Annotated in this window: 15 protein-coding genes and 1 pseudogene; 10 read left to right on the top strand and 6 right to left on the bottom strand. The window is 44.9% G+C overall.

Annotated features, from left to right (window positions below):
• Positions 1 to 12: 12 nt before the first annotated feature.
• From CTY47_RS06545 to CTY47_RS06590, 10 genes and pseudogenes are all read left to right on the top strand, one after another.
• Positions 13 to 3,075, top strand: coding sequence for an efflux RND transporter permease subunit (locus tag CTY47_RS06545; RefSeq protein ID WP_099463958.1), 3,063 nt, complete (start codon positions 13 to 15; stop codon positions 3,073 to 3,075).
• A complete protein-coding gene (locus CTY47_RS06550) occupies positions 3,072 to 4,412 on the top strand; it encodes a TolC family protein (protein WP_099463959.1) in 1,341 nt (446 codons plus the stop codon). The genes CTY47_RS06545 and CTY47_RS06550 overlap by 4 nt, the downstream gene beginning before the upstream one ends.
• Positions 4,413 to 4,530: 118 nt before the next feature.
• Positions 4,531 to 5,322: an O-methyltransferase gene (locus CTY47_RS06555; RefSeq protein ID WP_099463960.1), complete on the top strand. Its 792-nt coding sequence runs from the start codon at positions 4,531 to 4,533 to the stop codon at positions 5,320 to 5,322.
• An 11-nt stretch (positions 5,323 to 5,333) separates the two neighbouring features.
• On the top strand, positions 5,334 to 5,897 hold the full coding sequence (locus tag CTY47_RS06560) for a cob(I)yrinic acid a,c-diamide adenosyltransferase (protein ID WP_099463961.1): 564 nt from the start codon (positions 5,334 to 5,336) through the stop codon (positions 5,895 to 5,897).
• A 71-nt stretch (positions 5,898 to 5,968) separates the two neighbouring features.
• Positions 5,969 to 6,190 (top strand): DUF2795 domain-containing protein, encoded by a 222-nt coding sequence (locus CTY47_RS06565; RefSeq protein WP_005633363.1) that lies wholly within the window; start codon positions 5,969 to 5,971, stop codon positions 6,188 to 6,190.
• Positions 6,191 to 6,343: 153 nt separating this feature from the next.
• Positions 6,344 to 7,288 (top strand): PorP/SprF family type IX secretion system membrane protein, encoded by a 945-nt coding sequence (locus tag CTY47_RS06570; RefSeq protein ID WP_099464108.1) that lies wholly within the window; start codon positions 6,344 to 6,346, stop codon positions 7,286 to 7,288.
• Positions 7,289 to 7,291: 3 nt separating this feature from the next.
• Positions 7,292 to 8,716: a T9SS ring complex lipoprotein PorK/GldK gene (gene porK / locus CTY47_RS06575; protein WP_099463962.1), complete on the top strand. Its 1,425-nt coding sequence runs from the start codon at positions 7,292 to 7,294 to the stop codon at positions 8,714 to 8,716.
• 47 nt (positions 8,717 to 8,763) lie between these two features.
• Positions 8,764 to 9,807, top strand: a complete 1,044-nt coding sequence (gene porL / locus CTY47_RS06580; protein ID WP_233202099.1) for a type IX secretion system motor protein PorL/GldL — start codon at positions 8,764 to 8,766, stop codon at positions 9,805 to 9,807.
• A gap of 29 nt (positions 9,808 to 9,836) precedes the next feature.
• Positions 9,837 to 11,405: a type IX secretion system motor protein PorM/GldM gene (gene porM / locus CTY47_RS06585; RefSeq protein WP_099463963.1), complete on the top strand. Its 1,569-nt coding sequence runs from the start codon at positions 9,837 to 9,839 to the stop codon at positions 11,403 to 11,405.
• 4 nt (positions 11,406 to 11,409) lie between these two features.
• Positions 11,410 to 11,814 (top strand): annotated as a pseudogene (locus CTY47_RS06590) (gliding motility protein GldN); the annotation flags it as partial.
• A 212-nt stretch (positions 11,815 to 12,026) separates the two neighbouring features.
• On the opposite strand, the gene CTY47_RS06595 reads toward CTY47_RS06590, so the two are convergent.
• The 6 genes from CTY47_RS06595 to CTY47_RS06620 all read right to left on the bottom strand — a co-directional run bounded on the left by CTY47_RS06595 (position 12,027) and on the right by CTY47_RS06620 (position 20,810).
• A complete protein-coding gene (locus CTY47_RS06595; RefSeq protein ID WP_099463964.1) occupies positions 12,027 to 13,883 on the bottom strand; it encodes a glycoside hydrolase family 127 protein in 1,857 nt (618 codons plus the stop codon).
• Between the two features lie 18 nt (positions 13,884 to 13,901).
• On the bottom strand, positions 13,902 to 14,054 hold the full coding sequence (locus CTY47_RS17075) for a DUF5989 family protein (RefSeq protein WP_099463965.1): 153 nt from the start codon (positions 14,052 to 14,054) through the stop codon (positions 13,902 to 13,904).
• A gap of 12 nt (positions 14,055 to 14,066) precedes the next feature.
• Positions 14,067 to 14,435, bottom strand: a complete 369-nt coding sequence (locus CTY47_RS06605; protein ID WP_099463966.1) for a hypothetical protein — start codon at positions 14,433 to 14,435, stop codon at positions 14,067 to 14,069.
• Positions 14,425 to 15,987: an SGNH/GDSL hydrolase family protein gene (locus tag CTY47_RS06610; RefSeq protein WP_099463967.1), complete on the bottom strand. Its 1,563-nt coding sequence runs from the start codon at positions 15,985 to 15,987 to the stop codon at positions 14,425 to 14,427. The genes CTY47_RS06605 and CTY47_RS06610 overlap by 11 nt, the downstream gene beginning before the upstream one ends.
• A gap of 134 nt (positions 15,988 to 16,121) precedes the next feature.
• Positions 16,122 to 17,741, bottom strand: coding sequence for a RagB/SusD family nutrient uptake outer membrane protein (locus tag CTY47_RS06615; protein WP_099463968.1), 1,620 nt, complete (start codon positions 17,739 to 17,741; stop codon positions 16,122 to 16,124).
• Between the two features lie 12 nt (positions 17,742 to 17,753).
• Entirely contained in the window at positions 17,754 to 20,810 is a 3,057-nt protein-coding gene (locus CTY47_RS06620; RefSeq protein ID WP_099463969.1) for a SusC/RagA family TonB-linked outer membrane protein, read from the bottom strand.
• Positions 20,811 to 20,832 lie beyond the last annotated feature (22 nt).

The following is a 20,832-nucleotide window of genomic DNA, read 5'->3' on the forward strand; positions in this document are numbered from 1 at the left end:
AATAGTAGTTTTATGGCCAATATATCTGAAACCAGTATTAACCGCCCGGTACTCTCCACAGTAATGATGCTTGTCATCTTACTGTTTGGTTTTATCGGCTACCGTTTTCTGGGTGTGCGTGAGTTCCCTAGCGTAGACCAACCCATTATTTCCGTAAATGTTTCCTATCCGGGAGCAAATGCCGATGTTATCATGAACCAGATAACTGAACCTTTGGAACAGAACATCAACGGCATTCCAGGTATCCGTTCGTTAAGTAGTGTCAGCAGTCAGGGTAGTTCCCGCATCACTGTAGAATTCGAACTTTCAGTAGACATGGAAACTGCAGCCAATGACGTCCGCGACAAAGTATCGCGTGCACAACGTTACCTGCCCCGCGATTGTGACCCTCCCACTGTGTCCAAAGCAGATGCGGATGCATCTCCCATTATGCAGATTGCCATACGAAGTAGCAAACGCTCTTTGATGGAGTTAAGCGAAATAGCAGAACTTACAGTAAAAGAGAGGTTGCAAACAATCGAGAATGTGAGTGCCGTAGACATCTGGGGACAAAAACGTTATTCGATGCGTCTTTGGCTGGATCCAATCAAAATGGCAGGATACGGCGTTACGCCACTGGATATAAAAAATGCAGTAGACCAGGAAAACGTGGAACTTCCGTCCGGCAGTATTGAAGGGAATACAATGGAACTATCTATCCGTACTCTGGGATTAATGCATTCGGCCGAAGAATTCAATAATCTCATCATAAAAGAGAATGAAAATAATATCGTACGTTTCAAAGACGTAGGCCGGGCAGAACTGGCTCCGGAGGATTTGCGCAGCTTGCTGAAAAAGAACGGTGAGCCGATGGTAATCGATGTCATTATCCCACAACCAGGAGCGAACCACATCGAAATTGCCGACGAAGCCTACAAACGTATTGAACAATTGAAAAAAGATCTGCCTGAAGACGTTACGGTAGAGATGATGTACGACAACACGCGTTTTATCCGTGCCTCCATCAATGAAGTTCAACAAACTATTTACGAAGCCTTCATCCTGGTAGTGTTAATCATCTTCCTGTTTTTGCGTGACTGGCGTGTTACATTGGTTCCTGTAGTAGTTATCCCCGTATCACTGATTGGCGCTTTCTTTGTTATGTACATAGCGGGATTCTCCATAAACGTACTAACTATGTTGGCCGTCGTACTTTCGGTAGGGTTGGTAGTAGACGATGCTATCGTTGTTGCCGAAAACATCTATGTCCGTATAGAAAAAGGTATGTCACCCAAAGAAGCGGGTATAGAAGGCTCCAAAGAGATATTTTTTGCCGTTATTTCCACCACAATCACACTGATATCCGTATTCCTCCCCATTGTATTCATGGAAGGGATGACCGGGCGACTATTTAAGGAATTTAGCATTGTTATTGCCGGCTCTGTGGCTATATCTTCTTTTGTAGCCCTCACATTTACACCGATGCTAGCAACCAAGCTATTAAAAAAGCGTGAGAAAAAAAATTGGCTGTACAATAAGACCGAACCGTTTTTCGATGGCATGAACCGCATCTATTCGAAGTCTTTGAACGGATTCTTGAACCATAAGTTGTGGGCTATACCAATTGTTATTATTCTATCCGGCTCGATCGGTTATTTCTGGAAAAATATTCGTTCGGAGCTTTCTCCTTTGGAAGACCGCTCCATGATTTCCGTCAGCATGCGTGGCCCGGAAGGGGCTACATTCGAATTCATCCGCGATTATGCCGACCGTATCGAACAAATTGCCGACTCCGTCGCCCCCGAGCGCCAGGCTGTTATGACCCGTTCATGGAATGGGGGAGGCTCTTTAAATCTCATCTTGCCGGATATAAAAGACCGTACTCGTTCGCAAATGGAGATTGCCGATGTACTGTCCGGAGAAGTCGGGAAAGAAACAAAAGCGCGTGCATTCGTACGGCAGCAATCTACTTTCGGCGGGCGTCGCGCCGGTATGCCCGTGCAATATGTACTACAAGCGCCTACCTTAGAAAAGTTGCAGGAACATCTACCAGCATTCATGCAAAAGGTGAATGAAAGTCCGGTTTTCCAGATGGCCGATGTAGACTTACGTTTCACTAAACCGGAAACGCGTATTATTATCGACCGCGATAAAGCTTCTTTGCTGGGAGTAAGTACGCGTAATATTGCGCAGACATTACAATATGCCCTGAGCGGCCAGCGAATGGGGTATTATTATATGAACGGAAAACAATATCAGATATTAGGCGAAATAAACCGTCAGCAACGAAATACTCCTTTAGACCTGAAATCCATTTATGTACGTAGCAATAGCGGAGCGATGATTCAGCTTGACAACGTGGTTCGTTTGGAAGAAAACGTGGCGCCTCCGCAATTGTACCGGTATAACCGCTTTGTATCAGCCACTGTTTCCAGCGGATTGAACAAAGGATATACGATTGGTGACGGGTTGGATGAAATGGATCGGATCGCAGGCGAAACATTAGACGGAAGTTTCCGTACAGCTCTTTCGGGAGAATCCAAAGAATTCCGCGAAAGTTCTTCCAGCCTGATGTTTGCTTTAATTCTGGCTTTATTAATGATTTATCTGGTACTGGCAGCTCAATTCGAGAGTTTCAAAGATCCGTTGGTCGTTATGTTCACAGTGCCTTTAGCCATTTCTGGAGCCCTGATATTTATGAGTTATTCTGGCATAACCATGAACATCTTCAGCCAGATAGGTATTATTATGTTGATCGGTCTGGTGGCTAAAAACGGTATTCTTATCGTAGAATTCGCCAACCAAAGGCAGGAAGCCGGAGCTAGCCTGCCCGAAGCTATCCGGGTAGCAGCAACGCAACGCTTACGCCCTATCCTTATGACCAGTGTTTCAACTATCCTTGGACTAGTTCCTCTGGTATATGCTACAGGCGAAGGAGCACAAGGACGTATAGCTATGGGGGTTGCAGTAGTAGGAGGTATGCTGGTTTCTACCTTACTTACTTTATTCATCGTGCCTGCCATGTATAGTTTTATTTCCACCAACCGGGAGAAAAGCAACAAAGAACAGTTACCTGTTAACAATACTACAGTATGAAACGATTCTTTATAATATTATCATTTGTTTGTGCCATACCTACTATGTACGCACAACAGACATTCAGCCTGAAACAATGTATTGAGACCGGACTGGAACGAAATTATTCCATCCATATTATCCGTAACGAACAACAGATAAATAATAACAATGCAACTTTAGGAAATGCAGGTTACCTCCCTACGATAGATATGGACGGAGGATTTAGCGGATCGCTCAATAACAACAACAATAAACTTTCGGACGGCAGCACCGAAAAAAATAATGGTGTACATAACGAAACGGCCAATATTGGGCTAAACCTCAACTGGACTATTTTCGATGGGTTCGGCATCCAGGCAAATTACTCAAAATTGCAAGAACTGCAACGCATGGGAGAACTGAATACCCGAATGACTATTGAAGATTTCGTTGCCAATCTCTCAAGCGAATATTACAACCTGATACGGCAAAAGATTCGTTTAAACAATCTTCGCTCTACATTAGACCTATCACGTGAACGTTTGCGTATTGTGGAAGAACGCTATTTTATCGGCTCTATGTCACGGTTAGACTTGCAACAGGCTAAAGTCGATTTCAACGCCGACAGTTCCAACGTCTTGAATCAGCTGGAGGTAGTTCATACTTCACGTATCCGTCTGAATGAATTAATGGCCTTGCAAGATGTCGAGGAAGAAATACAGATAAAAGACTCATTAATTTATCCGAATCCTTTTTTAGATGAAGTGGAATTATGGAAAAACACTTTAGCCACCAATGCCTCCCTACTGATCGCACAAAAGAATAAAACATTATCCGAACTAGATTATAAGAAGATCAAAAGCCGTAATTATCCATACGTAAAAATGAATGCAGGATATGGTTATACGGCCAATTGGTATGAAGTAGGAACTACTGATTTACAAAAGCGTCTCGGACTGAATTACGGCCTAACGGTTGGCATTAATATTTTTGACGGTTTAAACCGCCGTAGGGAACAACGTAATGCCCGTATCCAGATAAAGAATCAGGAACTACGTACCCAGGAGCTGGAATTATCTTTACGGGCTAACCTGAGTAATTTCTGGATGGCTTACCAGAATAACCTTCAATTATGGAAACTGGAAAAAGAAAATCTGGTAGCAGCCCAGGAAAACTACCGGATTGCCATAGACCGCTATAAATTAGGCGAACTATCAGGAATAGAGCTTCGCGAAGCCCAAAACAGTTTATTGGAAGCGGAAGAGCGTCAGTCTATCGCCGAATATTCCACTAAGATATGTGAGATATCCTTACTACAACTTAGCGGACAGATTCTGAACTACATAGCACCCGATCCCGAAAAAGCCAGCGAATAAGAGAGTAACGATCCTGACCATTTTATAAAAAAAGCTCTGGTGTTTTTATAAATCATCCCGATGACTAGGAAATGATCGGGAAGTTCGTACTTTTGCACTCAATCGACGAATTATTACAATGCAAATCATACCCAAAGCTAATACATGGAGAAAAGGACTGCTTCTGTATCGTGGCCTACGCTACAGGAAAGGTTTCGGGGTACACTCTCCTTTTGTGTTCAATCTGATAACCAAAGTTATCGAAGAGAAATGCCCATATTATAGCTTCTACGATATAGAACTCATCCGAAAACAGCTCTTATTTAAGGAAGAAATTGTTACTTACCCTGACAAACGGCAACAAGAAAAAATAAAAAGCCGCACCATCGCCCAGGTCGTGGAGCGCGAGGCCATAAAACCTAAACACGGAGCTCTGCTTTTCAGATTAACCAACCATTTTAAATCAGTAAATATATTACAGTTAGGCCCTGCCATGGGTTTATCTACATTATATCTTACCTCCTACGCCAACGGATTGAAATGCATTGCACTGGAAAACATTCCAGCATTTGCTTCCATTGCCCAGTGGGTATTCGGCAAGGCTTCTCATAACACAATAGATCTTCGTACCGGTTCCTATAAAGAATTGCTTCCTCAGGCATTGAAAGATCTTGATAAATTAGATTTTGTATTTTTCAACACTTTGTATGAACAACAGAATAACATCTGGTTGTTTAATGAATGTATAAAACATATTCATAACGACACCGTTTTCGTATTTGAAGGTATTAAATCGAGCCGTAAAATGCGGAGCTTCTGGAATGAAATATGTGCACATCCCGAAGTAACGGTTACTATCGACCTGTATTCTTTAGGTATCGTTATCTTCAATAAGAAATTACACAAACGAGATTATATAGTATATTTTTAAATATATAGCATATGGAAAAGAGCATTATTTATACAGGTACAGGCGACAAAGGAACCACTTCACTGGTAGGAGGGCAACGCGTCTCAAAAGCGCATCAACGCATTGAAAGTTATGGAACGGTAGACGAATTAAACTCTTTTATCGGCCTGCTTATGTCTTCATTGGAAGACCAGAAAGACCTGGATTTCCTGTCATTCATCCAGCATAAACTGTTTACTATCGGCTCTTATTTGGCAACAGACCAGACCACCACCGAGCTAAAGATAGAAAGCCAGGTAACCCCGGAAAGCATCAAACGTATAGAAGATGAAATAGACCGGATAGATGGCGACCTGCCGAAGTTACGTAAATTTATCCTGCCGGGAGGATGCCGCTCTGCCGCATTAGCCCATGTATGCAGAACCGTTTGCCGTCGGGCAGAACGGCAAATTTACCGTTTGGCAGAAACGGCTGAAGTAGAAGAACCTGTATTAATTTTTATGAACAGACTATCTGATTACCTGTATGTTCTGGCACGAAAGGAATGTATCAGAAATAATGGTAAAGAAATTATATGGGATTATACTTGCAAGTAAGAAATAATGTTTTATTTTTGCGCAAAATTTGAAAACCGGACTGCTACGGCAGTTATTAATACTTGACAGCTATGTATTGGACTTTAGAATTAGCTTCAAAACTGGAGGACGCACCCTGGCCAGCTACCAAGGATGAACTTATTGACTATGCACAACGTTCAGGCGCACCCCTGGAAGTAATCGAAAACTTGCAGGAAATGGAAGATGAAGGTGAAATTTACGAGTGTATGGAAGATATCTGGCCCGATTATCCAAGTAAAGAAGATTTCTTCTTTAACGAAGAAGAATATTAAGTCTGTTGATAGTTGACTATCGACAACTATTCAATAAAGATAAAACACGAGGTAGAGGCTTTCAGTCCCTGCCTCGTTCGTTTTTTCACGGGGAAATACAATTTATTGCATTTTTTGCAGTTACTATATACGTGTAGCCCCCTAAGAATGATTATGAAGAGAATTCTCCTGCTTATCATACTACTTTGTACCTGTACTGATATCGTACGGGCACAATATGACGCGCAGTTCAGTCAATACTTCCGGGCAATGGGATATTACAATCCCGCCTATGCCGGTACGACTGAAGATCTTAATCTTTTCTCAATATATCGCCAGCAATGGTTGGGCATACACGGTGCTCCAGGCTCTTTTTTCGTATATGGGGATATGCCTCTTACCTTAGGGAAAACCAACCATGGGGTAGGCCTTTTAATATTTACCGAAAGTGTAGGTTTATTCCAAAACACCCACGTTTCAGGTCAGTATGCCTATAAGCGCAAGCTGTTCGGCGGAACCATCAGTGCCGGTATTCAGTTCGGTATCGTCAACCAGTCGTTCGACGGTACGAATGTATATATCCCAGAAAGCAATTTCCACCAACAAATAGACGGAGCTATTCCTACCACAAAAAGCCAGGCTATGGCTTTGGACATGAACTTCGGTCTGTACTACACCCATAAACACTTTTATGCAGGGCTTGGAGCCTCGCACTTAACCGAGCCGGAGCTGCAGCTTGAAGAAAATTCCTATGTTTTTATCGGCAGAACGTTTAATTTGACCGGTGGATACAATATTCAGTTAAAGAATCCGTTGTATGAATTACAGCCGTCAGTATTCCTGTTGACTAACTTTCAGAGTTACCACACAGATATTACCGCCCGGTTGGTATATAATAAAATGTTTAATGGAGGTTTTTCCTGGCGTATAAACGAATCGGTGGCACTCCTTTTAGGAGCAACGATCGGACGCTTCGATGTAGGATACGCCTACGATTTCCCAACTACCATATTGGGAAAGGCTACCAGCGGAAGCCACGAAGTGATGGTGAAATACAGGTTGAAGTTGAATAAAACAAAAACAGGAAAAAACAAACACAAAAGTGTACGTATATTATAGTATATGAAGAAAGTATTATTAGTACTTATGGCAGTAGCCTTACTCTCCTCATGCGGAAAATCGCTAAGAGGCGGAGGTGGTGAAGTAACAGGTGTAAGAACGGTTGCCTTCAACGAACCGTCACCTTATGGAATGGTATTGATTAAAAGAGGTTCTTTTGAAATGGGACCGTCCGATAAAGATTCGTTATGGGGAACCACGCCTGAAACCAAAGGGGTTTCTTTCGACGCATTCTGGATGGATCAGACCGAAATAACCAACTCCAAATACCGTCAGTTCGTCTACTGGGTACGCGACTCCATTATTCGCGAACGTCTGGCCGACCCTGCTTACGGAGGCAACGATCTGTTCAAGATTACCGAAGACCGGTATGGCGAACCTGTAACTCCCCATCTGGACTGGAACCGTCCTATTCCTTGGAAGCGTCCTAACGAAGATGAGCTACGTGCCATTGAAAGCGTATACTACGTTAACCCCATTACCGGCGAAAAGAAACTGGATGAAAAGCTGATGAACTTCAAATACGAATGGTATGACTATACAGCAGCAGCCCTTCGTAAGAACCAGCTTGACCCGAATGCCCGCGTACGTAACACTGATATCAAGGTAGATCCGAACGAAGTGGTTATGATCTCAAAAGATACAGCCTACATCGATGACGAAGGAAACATTATCAACGAAACGATCACCCGTCCGTTGAGTGGCCCGTGGGACTTCCTACACACCCGAATAGTAAACATCTATCCAGATGAGACCTGTTGGGTAAATGATTTCAACAATGCTTACAACGAGCCATACATGCGTATGTATTTCAACCACCCGGGATATGACGATTATCCAGTAGTAGGCGTTTCCTGGGAAATGGCAACCGCATTCTGTGTATGGCGAACCAACCTGTATAAAGAATCATTAAATTTGCCGTCAGGACAAACTATCGAGCCATTCCGCCTGCCAACCGAAGGCGAATGGGAATATGCAGCCCGTGTAGGTAAAAACGATCGCAAATTCCCCTGGACCGGCGACGGTTTACAAAGCAGCAAAGGATGCTTCTTAGGAAACTTCAAACCCGGCAAAGGTAATTATACAGAGGACGGACACCTGATTACTTCGCGTGTAGGTTCCTTCTCTCCGAACGAGTTTGGTTTGTACGACATGGCCGGCAACGTAGCCGAATGGACTTCAACCTCTTACTCGGAATCTGGCCCAAGCCAGATGAGCGACATGAATCCGGACTTGCGCTATAACGCAGCTAAGGAAGACCCTTATGCTATGAAGAAGAAAGTGGTACGCGGCGGTTCATGGAAAGATGTGTCACAATTTGTCCGCTCCGATATGCGCACATTCGAGTACCAGAACGAAACCCGTTCGTACATCGGATTCCGTTGTGCACGCACACAAATCGGTTTCTCACGCTCCAAAGGCAAATAAATAAAGTAAGATCAAGGTTTATGAATCAATTAAGACAATAAAATACGATGGGAAAGTATAAAAGATATAAGAACAGATTGGAGATGTTCCTCTCCAGTGATAAAGGAAAACGCGTATTGAACTTCCTCTACAGTTGGGGGGCTTCTATCGTTATCCTGGGTGCCTTGTTTAAACTATTGCACTTGCCGTATGCCAACCAGATATTGTTTGTGGCAATGATAACCGAATCTATTGTATTCTTTATCTCAGCCTTCGAGCATCCGTCAAAAGAATACCATTGGGAAGACGTATTCCCCGTACTGAAATCGAAAAACCCGATGGATCGTCCGGACTTTTCGAACACTACCATCGCAACCATGATAAATTCTACCGACAATATGGAAGATGACGACGACAGTGCTCCTTCCAAAATCAACATCTCGGCTACGGCTTCAAAAAGCGTATCCGGTCTGGGTGCATTGGACGTATCGGAAGAAGACACAAAGAATTTGTCCGACAGCATAAAGAAGCTAAGCGGAGCCGCCGAGCAGATTTCCAAGATGGCAGAGCTTACCGAAGCTACCCAGAAATACCTGGAACAGCTTTCGGGCATGTCCGACAATATGGAACGCTTCAGCCAGGTGACAAACTCGCTTACAAACGTTTCCGACACGCTGCTTAATTCATACAAAACAATCACAGACAACTCGGACGGCATCAACCAGAACTCACGCGGCTACGTGCAGCAAATGGAACTATTGAACCGCAACGTTTCCGGATTGAATACAATCTATGAAATACAGCTAAAGAGTATCAGCTCACAAATCGAATCGATTGAACATATCAACGGCGGTTTGAACCGTATCCGCGACATGTATGACGGGTCAGTAGTAGACAGTTCCGTATTCCGCAACGAAACGGAAAAGATGACCCGCCAGTTGGCCGAACTGAACAATGTATACAGCCGCTTGTTGCAAGCAATGACCGTAAACATGGGAATGGGTGCCGCACAACCGGCTTATCCTCAACAAGGCTATCAACAGCCATACGGTTACCAGCCGCAGCAGCAACCCCCTTATACAAACAATCCCGGACAACAGTCCGCCAGATAACAACTCTTTTAATATAGAATAAGAATACAATGGCAGGAATATCAAACAATCCCAACTCGCCCCGTCAGCGCATGATCAACCTAATGTATCTGGTGTTCATCGCTATGATGGCACTCAACGTGTCGTCCGAGGTGCTCGACGGCTTCGAGCTGGTGGAAGGTAGCTTGCGAACCTCTATAAATAACACCTCACACCGCAACGAAATCGTAGCCGGAGAGATGGATGCCTATTACCAGTCGAACCCCGAAAAAGTACAAGCCTGGTACGAAAAGAGCAAACAGGTACAAGTAGCATCCGACAGCCTGTTCAACTATATACAAGACCTGAAGGTACGCATCGTAAAAGTTGCCGACGGCGAGAATGGTGATGTAAACAACATCAACTATAAAGACGATCTGGAAGCTCCTTCACGCATCATGCTGTCTCCTATAAACGGAGAAGGCAAGAAGCTGAGAACCTCAATAGACAATTACCGGGTTATGATGGGCAACATGATAGACGATACGGTAAAAACACGCATACTGGAAGCAAACCTCAGTACCACGCCGCCTCACAAAGCAGGTATCAACATCCGCACCTGGGAAGAAGCCCTTTTTGAGAATATGCCGGTAGCCGCAGCCGTTACTCTGCTTACTAAAATACAAAGTGACGTACGCTACGCCGAAGGCGAAGTATTGTCCAACCTGCTGAGCAGTGTAGACGTAAAAGACTATCGCGTAAACCAGATCACCGCACAAGTTATTCCGCAAAGCCAGATCGTGATGCGCGGAAGCCAGTATAAAGCCAACATCGTACTGTCGGCCGTAGACTCGACAAAACGACCAACCATCTTCATCAACGGCAATATATTGCCGGAAGAAAACCAGGGCGTATTCACCGTCAACACCGGCGCCACCGGAACATTCCCCATCAAAGGATATATCGAAATGCCCGGAGGAGACGGCAGCATGATGCGCCGCGAGTTCGAAAGCGAATACTTTGTTACCGACCCGATGGCCAGCGTTGCTCCAATGTTGATGAATGTATTATATGCCGGAATAGCCAACCCGATCCGCATCGCCGTACCGGGTGTACCGAGCGGCAACGTAACGGCCACCATGACCAACGGCACACTGACACGCAAGGGCGACCAGTGGGAAGCCCGCCCTTCGAAAGTAGGAACAGAAGCAATCATATCGGTAAACGCCCGCATGGCCGACGGCCGCAATGTGGAAATGGCAAAGACCTCTTTCCGTGTTCGTGCCCTGCCCGATCCGCTGCCTTTCATCGAATACAAAGACCAGAACGGCAACATGCGCAAGTTCCGTGGCGGTATGATAGCCAAACGTAGCCTGGTAGAAGCCGACGGCATACAGGCAGCTATAGACGATGATCTGTTAAATGTAAAATATACGGTATTACGTTTCGAACTTACCTTCTTCGATTCGATGGGCAACGCCATCCCCGAAGTATCGCAAGGCACGAACTTCTCCGAACGGCAAAAAGATTATATCCGCCGTTTGAGCAAGGGCAAACGTTTCTACATTACCCGTGTAGTAGCCAAAGGCCCGGACGGTATCGAACGTACCATACCTACCATTGAAGTAATTGTAAACTAAAGATATGAAACGTTTTTATTACATACTCGCCCTTGTTGGCGCCCTGTTTATAAGCGGCACCCTGCAAGCCCAGGAAGAACAAGGCGGCGCTAATACGCAACAAAGAAGAAGCCCCCGTGCCACCCGTGGCGAACGCGAGGTAAAAAAAGATAGCAACCTGCCCGAACTAACCGTCCGTGCCCAGGATATGAATGAACGCATGACACAGGAGATAGGCAATGCCCCCTGGATGCGTGTTATCTACCGACAGATAGACCTGACAAAAGAGCAAAATGCTCCGCTCTACTATCCGGTACGTCCTATGAACGGACAAATGAATCTTTTCTCCATTATCTTCCAGCTATTGAGCGAGAATAAGATTAAGGCATACGAGTATCTCGATGGCTACGAACAATTTGACGAAGCCCATCAGGTNCCAACAGAGAATGTACATCCCTTAATCCGTCCACTAAAGTAGACGGCAACTGAACTTAGGCTAAAGCCAACAAAGAGAACATACTTTAGGCCGTCCGCTGAAGCGGACGGTAACTAAAACCAGGCTATAGCCGACAGTGAATGTACATCCTTAATTTCGACTTTAGACACACCTTCTTGTCTTCATTTGAATTGTCTACCGGCTACTTACTCCTTATAATCTATCCACACTTTCATCTTACCGGCGTCGCGGTTATCCCAAGTATAGTAAGGAACCAAGCGGATGTTTTCGTTGCCATTGGCAGCCTGTACGGCTACTACTCCATCCAACAGGTTTGCATCGAATCCTTCGGTAAAAGTGGTTGCCGCAGAGACGGCCAATTTATCAAAACCTTGCTTATTGTCGGTTTCTTCCATACAATAAACAAGCGGTCCGCGCTGAATGGCACGTTTGCCAATGTTCTCTTTCACACGGGAATCGGCTTCAACCATTTCGACAGGCATAGCCATATCCAATGTAATGATATCGCCGGACTTCCATTCGTTATCCAACACTGCATATCCCTTTTCTATCGCAGGGCTAACCTGTTTACCATTTACAGCAAGCGTATATTGTTTACACCAACCCGGAATACGCATACGTATCTCTTTCTTCAATGGAGAAGATGTAGAAACCGTAAGTTGTACTTGTCCGCTCCATGGATAGGAGGTTTCCTGTTTCAATACGATATTACCTTTGTCGGTCGGAACTTCGGTGGTATTGCCCATATACAAGTTAACCCATATAGCCTTGTCGGAAGTACCATAAATATAGTTACCGATAGAAGGCAGGAAGCGTGAAATCTGGCTCGGACAACATGCACAACCATACCATGCCTGGCGGTGGTGCTCGCCTTTCGATTCCAACGGATTGACATAGAAGAAGCGGTCGCCGGCCAATGAAATACCAGCCAGGGCACCGTTATACATCGAACGTTCAAGCACGTCTATATACTTTGAGTCGCCGGTGAACTGGTTCATACGCTGATTCCAGTATACCATACCCACCGAAGCACATGTTTCGCAATAGGCATCCAGATTAGGCAGATCATAGTCTTCGGTAAAGCCTTCGTTATGTCGCGACGAACCTATACCGCCGGTAATGTACATATTGCGCAACACCACATCATCCCAAAGGCGGTCTAATGCCTTTATATATCCTGTGTCTTTCTTCAGGGCAGCCACGTCGGCCATGCCGCAATAAAGATACATGCAGCGTACGGCATGTCCGGCAATATCCGTCATCTCGCGCACCGGCATTTCATCCTGGTAATAGTAAGGATTCCATTCGCCCTCGCCTCCCATTGTTCCGTGGCCGTGGCCGCGTTCTTCGATCAGCCAGTTGGCAAAGTCGAGATATTTCTCCTCCTGTGTCACCTCATAGAGCTTGACAAGCGCCAGTTCTATCTCCTCGTGCCCGGGAACCCAATGGCGTTTATCAGGGCCAAACTGCGTCATCATGTGGTCGGCCATGCGGATGCAGACATCCAGCAGTTTACGCTTTCCGGTGGCTTTGTAATAGGCAACACCGGCCTCGGTCATGTGTCCGGCACAATACATCTCGTGCTTATCCATATTCGTCCAGCGGTTATCCAGTCCGGTCAGGGTATAGAACGTATTGATGTAGCCATCCGGTTGTTGGGCGGCGGCAAACTTGTCGATCCATTCATCAGCTTTCTTTTCAAGTTCGGGATTGGGGTTGTTGATAAGGCTGTAAGCTATGCCCTCAAGCGCCTTATAAACATCGGAGTCGTCGAAGAAGATACCGGAGTGCTCCCCTTCACCTTTCGCGGCATTCTCGAAGTTGCGGATGCGTCCCGTCTGGTTTTCGATCTGATCGATACAAACCGGAAGCGTAGCCGATATATGTTTAGCCAGGCGTGGCGACCAAAAGTTATCCTGTATTTTTACATGTGAGAAGTCTACCTGCTCAATCATCTTAAGCGGCGCTTCCTTTGTAACTTGCTGTTCCTTGCATCCCCACAACGAAAGGCAGGCAAGGGATAATAATACGTACTGTTTCATGCTATTAGAATTAAGTAATTAAAAAATGGTATAAATAAACGGAGCCAAAGCCGTGCCCTGCGTGAGCACAACCAACAACGAAATAAGCAGCAGGATGATAACGAGCGGTATCAACCAATACTTCTTCCGGTGTACCAGAAAACCGAAAAATTCCTTTATAAAGTCTGTCATCTTATCTATGTGTTAATACTGTTTTTCCAAATCCGAAGCTTCATATAGCTTATTGCGCACCACAAACACGCTACCGGTATCTTTCTTAAACTTCCGGAGGCACAAGGCATCTTTGCCCAATATTCTCCGTAACAAGCCAACCGGAGTTACGACAATGCAGAAGATCAGCAAAAGAAGTATTTTGGTAACTACCACATTCAATATCTCGCCCAGACGAAACCACAGCCACGTAAACGGGGTGAAAAGCTTCGGAAAAAGCAACGTGATCAACAGCACTATAATAATAACGGCCGAAAGCTGCAAATCCCTAAACTGGCCGGAAACCAATAATACCAATGCAGCAAGAATACCAAACTCCATATTCTTCCGTCTATCCGCCATAACCTGCCTGTTTTAAATAATAAGACACTTTTTCCTGTTGCTGCAAGCGAAGAGCCAAAGAGGCCGCCTGTTTCAGGAAAACCTTTTCGTGCGGAAGTTCCAGACACATCTGTTCAACAATACGAAGGGCACCGGCATAATCCTTATTCTGTATATAGTGATTATTCAACTGCTGCATGGCTTGTCCCCAGTTCAGTTTGCGAACAAAAAACTGTGCAGCTGTTCTGTACCCGCGGTTGTTTTTATCATAATTCAGTTCTGAAGCCGGCTCGTTGAAAGGCCATTGCTGCCGGAGCTTCCATATTACCAGATCGCCGTAGATGGTATCAAAAGAAGTTACCGGATATTCCGTAGCCAAATCGACAGTAGTACCCACCTGTGCAGAAGTTTTGAATGCCGGAAAATCGGCTAGCAAAGCATCATAGAAGGAGTCGGCAATGAGCCGTTGCCCCACCAGATTAGGATGCACATGTTCAAGCATCAATTCGTTGCCAACAATACCGTTGGGTGAATTGGCTGCAAAACGGGCGGCAACATCCGCAAGGTATACATGCGGCAGCCGGTTGCTATAACCGCGTATTATTTCATTCAGGGCTTCGGGGGCACGAAAGCGCAGGCCGTCATATTCTTTGGCCAGCATATGGTGCTGCCGTGCTTCGTGCCATGACGAGTCGGCACAGGCCTTTTCGGCCAGATTATATTCTTGCAAGGCATCGTGTTGAGCGGAAGCGGTGTCTTTGCTTAATGGCTTTTGTCCTTTCAGGTTGGAGGCCAATGTCCCGATAAAAACCGGGACATGGTGTTGCTCAAACAGCTGCAACATATTGCCGAGGTTGCGGTCGAACTGCTCGATCCCGGCCTGCCATGCTTCGGATTGGTAAGGAATTTGCTGACGGGCAGCCATGCGCTCCATCAGGGTCAGGTCCTGATCAGTAACAGAAGTATCTTTGGGTTTGAAACTACCAGCCAGTTGAGAAAAGGCTTGTATCAGTTTCAGGTTGCGTGCGGCAAGCATCACCCGTATTAATAGCGGATTGCGCCCTATACGGCTCGAAGAGGCAACGCCCAACGCACCGTAATATTCGTTATGTCCGGCATAAATAAGAACGCCGTCGGGCTCATAATCTACCAGCTGTGCCGAAAAGTCGTATAAGGTATATGTATTAACAGCGGTAAGGGAAAGGTTAATGATTTCGATATTGTTCTGCGGAAAACGGAATTGCAGTTTATATTTCAGCATCCGGGCAAAAGAGCCGTTGTGCATATACGGAAATCCGATGGAGGAAGAAGCACCCAGCACAAAGAAGCGAAGCGTTCCGGCCGGTTTCTTTTTATAGAATGTTTCCTGGTTGCCGATAGTGGCGTTCTGTCCGGCGGTAAAGTATTTTTTAGAGATGTCGCGGTTCATCACCCAAAAACGGGCGTCCTGATCAGTAACAAACAAGCGGGTATCATATCCGTAATTAACTATACGCAAAATGATTTCTACCACTGCCACCAGGATAAACGGCAAAAGTATGGCAATCAGTTTATATGTGTGTTGTCTTTTCATACTATGTTTCACTTTGTTTTATGCCTGTGAAACTTTTGTTTCGTCCTAACAAAACTTTTGTTTCATGCCGATAAAACTTTTTGCATCGGCATGAAACAAAGTTACATTGAATTTATTTCAGAAGCAATCTGCTGTTACTTTGAAGTATAATTCGGATTCTGTGTCAGATTCGGATTGGATGTCAGTACACTTTCCGGAATAGGGAATACGGTACGGTAATCGCCTTGCGGTTCGTGTGAAAGCCAACTCTTTTTCGTATAAGTTCCGAAGCGGATCATATCGCGGCGACGGTGAGTTTCCCAAGCAAACTCCCAACCCAATTCGTCATACAGACGTCCGAACTGAACAGGATCGGTATTGCCATCTTTCACAATCTTGTAGTTTTCTACAAAACCATAGCGATAAGAAGTGTTTGCTTTCAACTGGTCGTCGGTAACGATAGCCTTTTCAGGATTATCCTTGAAGTTACGTTGACGAACTTGTGTTACCAAAGCCCCTGCACCCGGTTTGCCTGTGCGCAACAAACATTCGGCCTTCATCAGCAACACTTCTGCATAACGCATCAACGGGAAGTCGGTATCGGAAGAACCCGGTGTACGTGGCAGAACTTCAAACTTGTTCATACGGTAACCGTCTGTTTCGTTTGTATAGTTTCCACTCATTACCTCTTTCTGGAAGCTCAGTGGCTGGCCTTTCTTATCGTATGTACACATCAACAGGGTTGTTCCGTCGTATGAATACTGGTCACCCATCAACCATGTGTCCGACAAACGTGTATCAGCAGGATCATAAGTGTCAATAAACTGCGTAATACCCATAGCCGATCCGCTGCCCCAAGGAGTTGCTTCCAGGTCAAACTTCTTCTGCAATTCACCATGCCAAGAAAACATGTGAATGCTTTGGCCACCAGCCAGTGTCTTGTCATACGGAATGGTAAACAGGATTTCTTTTGAAGATTCGGTTCCTGTTGCACGGAACGAGTCCTTGTAGTTTGGAGACAATGCGCATTTGCCGCTGTTGATAATATCATCGCACTGGGCAATACAGTCGTCCCAATGGCTCTCGCCCACATATACTTCCGCATTCAGATATACGTTGGCCAACACACATTTGGCAGCCCACTTGTTGATGCGTCCGTACATCTTGCCGCCCTGTTCTTCGTTCAGGTCGGGAATTGCTTCCTTCAACTCGCTCACCACGAAATCGAAAATCTCTTTGCGCGTTGCCTTTCCGGGCAGATCCACAGTAGGTTCGGTAAGCAAAGGAGCATCGCCGAAGTTATCGCAAATCAACCAGTAGAAATAAGCACGCACGGCTCTCAGCTCGGCAATACCTGCTTTTTTTTCGGCATCCGAAGCTGCCGGCAATTTACCTGAAGCAATCTGCGAAAGTACTGTATTTGACAACACAACGCCCTGATAGAAACTATTCCACATGTGCAACGGATGCTGCTGTTCGGATGTCCATTTATGATAGTGCATCATACGATATGTTCCACCATCATCCCAACCGGAAGAGTTGGGCGGCATCACAATTTCGTCCGAACTGATTTCCTGCGCAGCCCAATATCTCTCGTGGGCAATAAAACGGAAATAACTGTACACACTTGCAACCGTAGGCCCGAAGTCTTTTTCGGTATAGTTATAGTTTTGTTCGGTTACCTTTGAGAATACTTTCTCATCCAGATTATTGCTGCAGCTTACGGCAGAACCCATACAAAACAAAGCAACAGCTAATTTAATATATGTCTTCATATTCTTCACGTATTAAAATTTAACAGATACACCTAACGTATACGTTCTTGCTGCCGGATAACGACTCTTATCATCAACACCCGGAGTAAGGCCACCAATGCTGACTTCAGGATCGATGCCCGAATATCCGGTGATGGTAGCCAGGTTAGAGATTGTTCCGTAAACACGCAAGTTCTTCACCCAGGTATTAAAGTTGAATGTATATCCCAACGTTACATTGTCGATCTTCCAATAATCACCCTTTTCTACATAATAACTTACATATTGCAAGCCCTGATCGTCGGCCAGAGGAGTTTTGCCATATACTTTATCATAAGAAGTATTGAGGATATTACCACGAGTCAACATAATAGGAGCGCCAAATTGCAACTTAGCGACATTCAGGATGTCGAATCCGAATGCACCGCGCATCGTTACATTCAAGTCGAAGTTTTTCCATCTGACGGTATTGTTCCAGTTCAGATAATGCTTAGGAAGACCATTACCGATTACCTTCTTGTCGTCGGGAACCTGATCGGCGATAGGTTTCGGATTGCCGTCGGCACCTTCAATAATCCAGTGTCCGGTTTCGTCAATATCAATGCTCTTATATCCGTAGAAGTTACCGATAGGCTGGCCTACTTCAATACGGTGTGTGGCCATCTGCATAGGTTCGGGCAACCATCCCTGATCTGAATAATCATTAGACACATACATATCGCTCGACAAAGAAAGCAACTCGCTCTTGTTGGTAGAGTAGTTCACAGATGTCTGCCATTGCCAGTCTTTTGTCTGTACAGGAAGAGCAGAAACCGTTACTTCAATACCTTGGTTACGAACCGAACCACCATTTGCTGTCATATCAGAATACAAATACGGAGGAAGAGGAACTTGGTATCTCCACAACAGGTCGCTTGTTGTACGATGATAATAGTCTACCGTAGCCGTCAAACGGTCGTCCAAGAAACCGGCATCGATACCCACGTTGGCCTCTTTCTTACGTTCCCATCTTAGGTTTGGGTTGGCATTGGAAGCCGGACGGATTGTTTTAATAAAAGAGCCGTTATAATATACATACGTACCGAAATCCAACGTATTCAATGACATATAAGCCTCTTCCGGAGCCGTACCGGTTACACCATAACCCGCACGCAGTTTCAACTGGCTTAACGGTTTAACATCCTCCATGAAATCCTCATCCTTAATGCTCCATGCACCTGACACTGACGGGAATGTACCCCATTTATGGTTAGCACCGAACTTAGAAGAACCTTCGTGACGCACACTGGCAGCCAACATATATTTGCCTTTGTAGCTATAGTTGAAACGACCGAAATAACCAATCAATAAACTTTCGGTTTGTTCAGAATTTTCAGCAGCGCGGCCGTCTTTCAATGCTTGCCCTGTCTGCATACCATTATAGGTGTAATCGTCAGAAGGGAAGTTGAAGTTCTGCATCCAATAGAACTGATAGTTTGTACGCATCCAGCTATAACCTCCCAGTAATGAGAATGTATGATCTTTAAACAAAGTCTTTTTCCAGGAAGCAGTCACTTCGGACAGATCGTCTACTTTACGTTTTGTACCTCTTGAAGCAAAACCGGTTCTGCCGTTTTTATATGAAGCAATATGATTTGTTGTTTCATAATAACCGCGTGTCTGGTTATAAGTATTGGATGATACAAGGTATTTAATATCCAACCCCTCAATCGGAGTCAATGTAGCGGAAGCAAACATACGGAGGTTGGTCGCCTGGTTTTCACCTTCTACCTCTTCCAAAAGAGCCACCGGATTCAAATAGTCTGTTTTTGAAGGGCTTTCAGACCACTTACCATCTTCCCCCCTAACCGGAGTAGTTGGGTTATAAGTAATTGCATTACGGTATACTTCTTTATTATAACCGTTATCATCATCCGAACCGGCAAAATAAGATTGTTTGTATCCGCTCAAACTAGCATTCAATTTCAACATATTGTTAAACATGCGGTGAGTAACTTCCACACGCGGGTAATACATCTGGTTCTTGGTACGTTTAATAATACCTTCGATACCACGATATTCGAAACTGGCCACATAATTAGTAGTTTTCGTACCGCCACGCAAGCTGATATTATATATCTGGGTCAGAGGAGTCTGCATTACTTCATCCAGCCAGTTCGTACTTGAACCGTCATCCTGAGCTCCCGGTTTTCCCTGAGCCACCAGATTACGGTATTCGTCGGCAGTGAAGAAAGGCAGTTTTTTTGTTATCTGCTGAGTGGCAAGATAAGCATTTACATCTACTGATGTAGGCATTTCACCTTTAGCATTCTTTGTTGTGATAAGGATTACACCGTTTGTACCACGGGTACCATAGATAGCCGCAGCGGAACCGTCCTTCAAAACGTCGATCTGTTCGATATCGTCCGGTGAAACCATATTCATATCACCAGGTATACCATCAATCAGCACCAGAGGTGCTGCACTTTGCAGCAAAGTGTTAGCTCCACGCAATGAAATCTGTGAATTCCCCACCGGGTTAGCATCAGGAGTAACAATGCTCAAACCGGCCACCTGACCACGGATAAGCTGAGCAGCATCCGAAGTCGGAACCTTCACAAAATTATCAGATTTAATGGTAGAAATAGCACTGGCTACTTCACCCTTTTTCTGTGTACCATAACCTACAACAACAACCTCGTCCAGACTTTGTGTATCATCAACCAGACGGATAGTCATCACATTTTGATTACCTACAGGAATATCCTGTGTCAGATAACCAATATAAGAGATCTGAAGAATTGCTTTATCAGGAACATCCAAGGTATACTTTCCGTCGATGTCCGTTACTGTTCCATTTGTAGTACCTTTTACTACAACATTGGCACCAATAATAGGTTCGCCGGACTTATCAACCACAGTACCTGTAATCTGACGAGTTTTTTGCTGTGTAATCATAGGACTCGCTTCGTTCTGTACATTACTGCCATCTGCAGCATATGTACCAGTAGCAAAAATAAAAGGAGCGATTAAAATTAATTTTGCTATTCGTTTTTTTTCGTTGTGCATTTTTCGGAGAGGTGGTAAACTCTCTGTACAAATTCTTTCCATACAATTGTAGTGTTTTTATTTA

Source organism: Parabacteroides provencensis (assembly GCF_900232875.1).
GTDB lineage: Bacteria > Bacteroidota > Bacteroidia > Bacteroidales > Tannerellaceae > Parabacteroides > Parabacteroides chinchillae.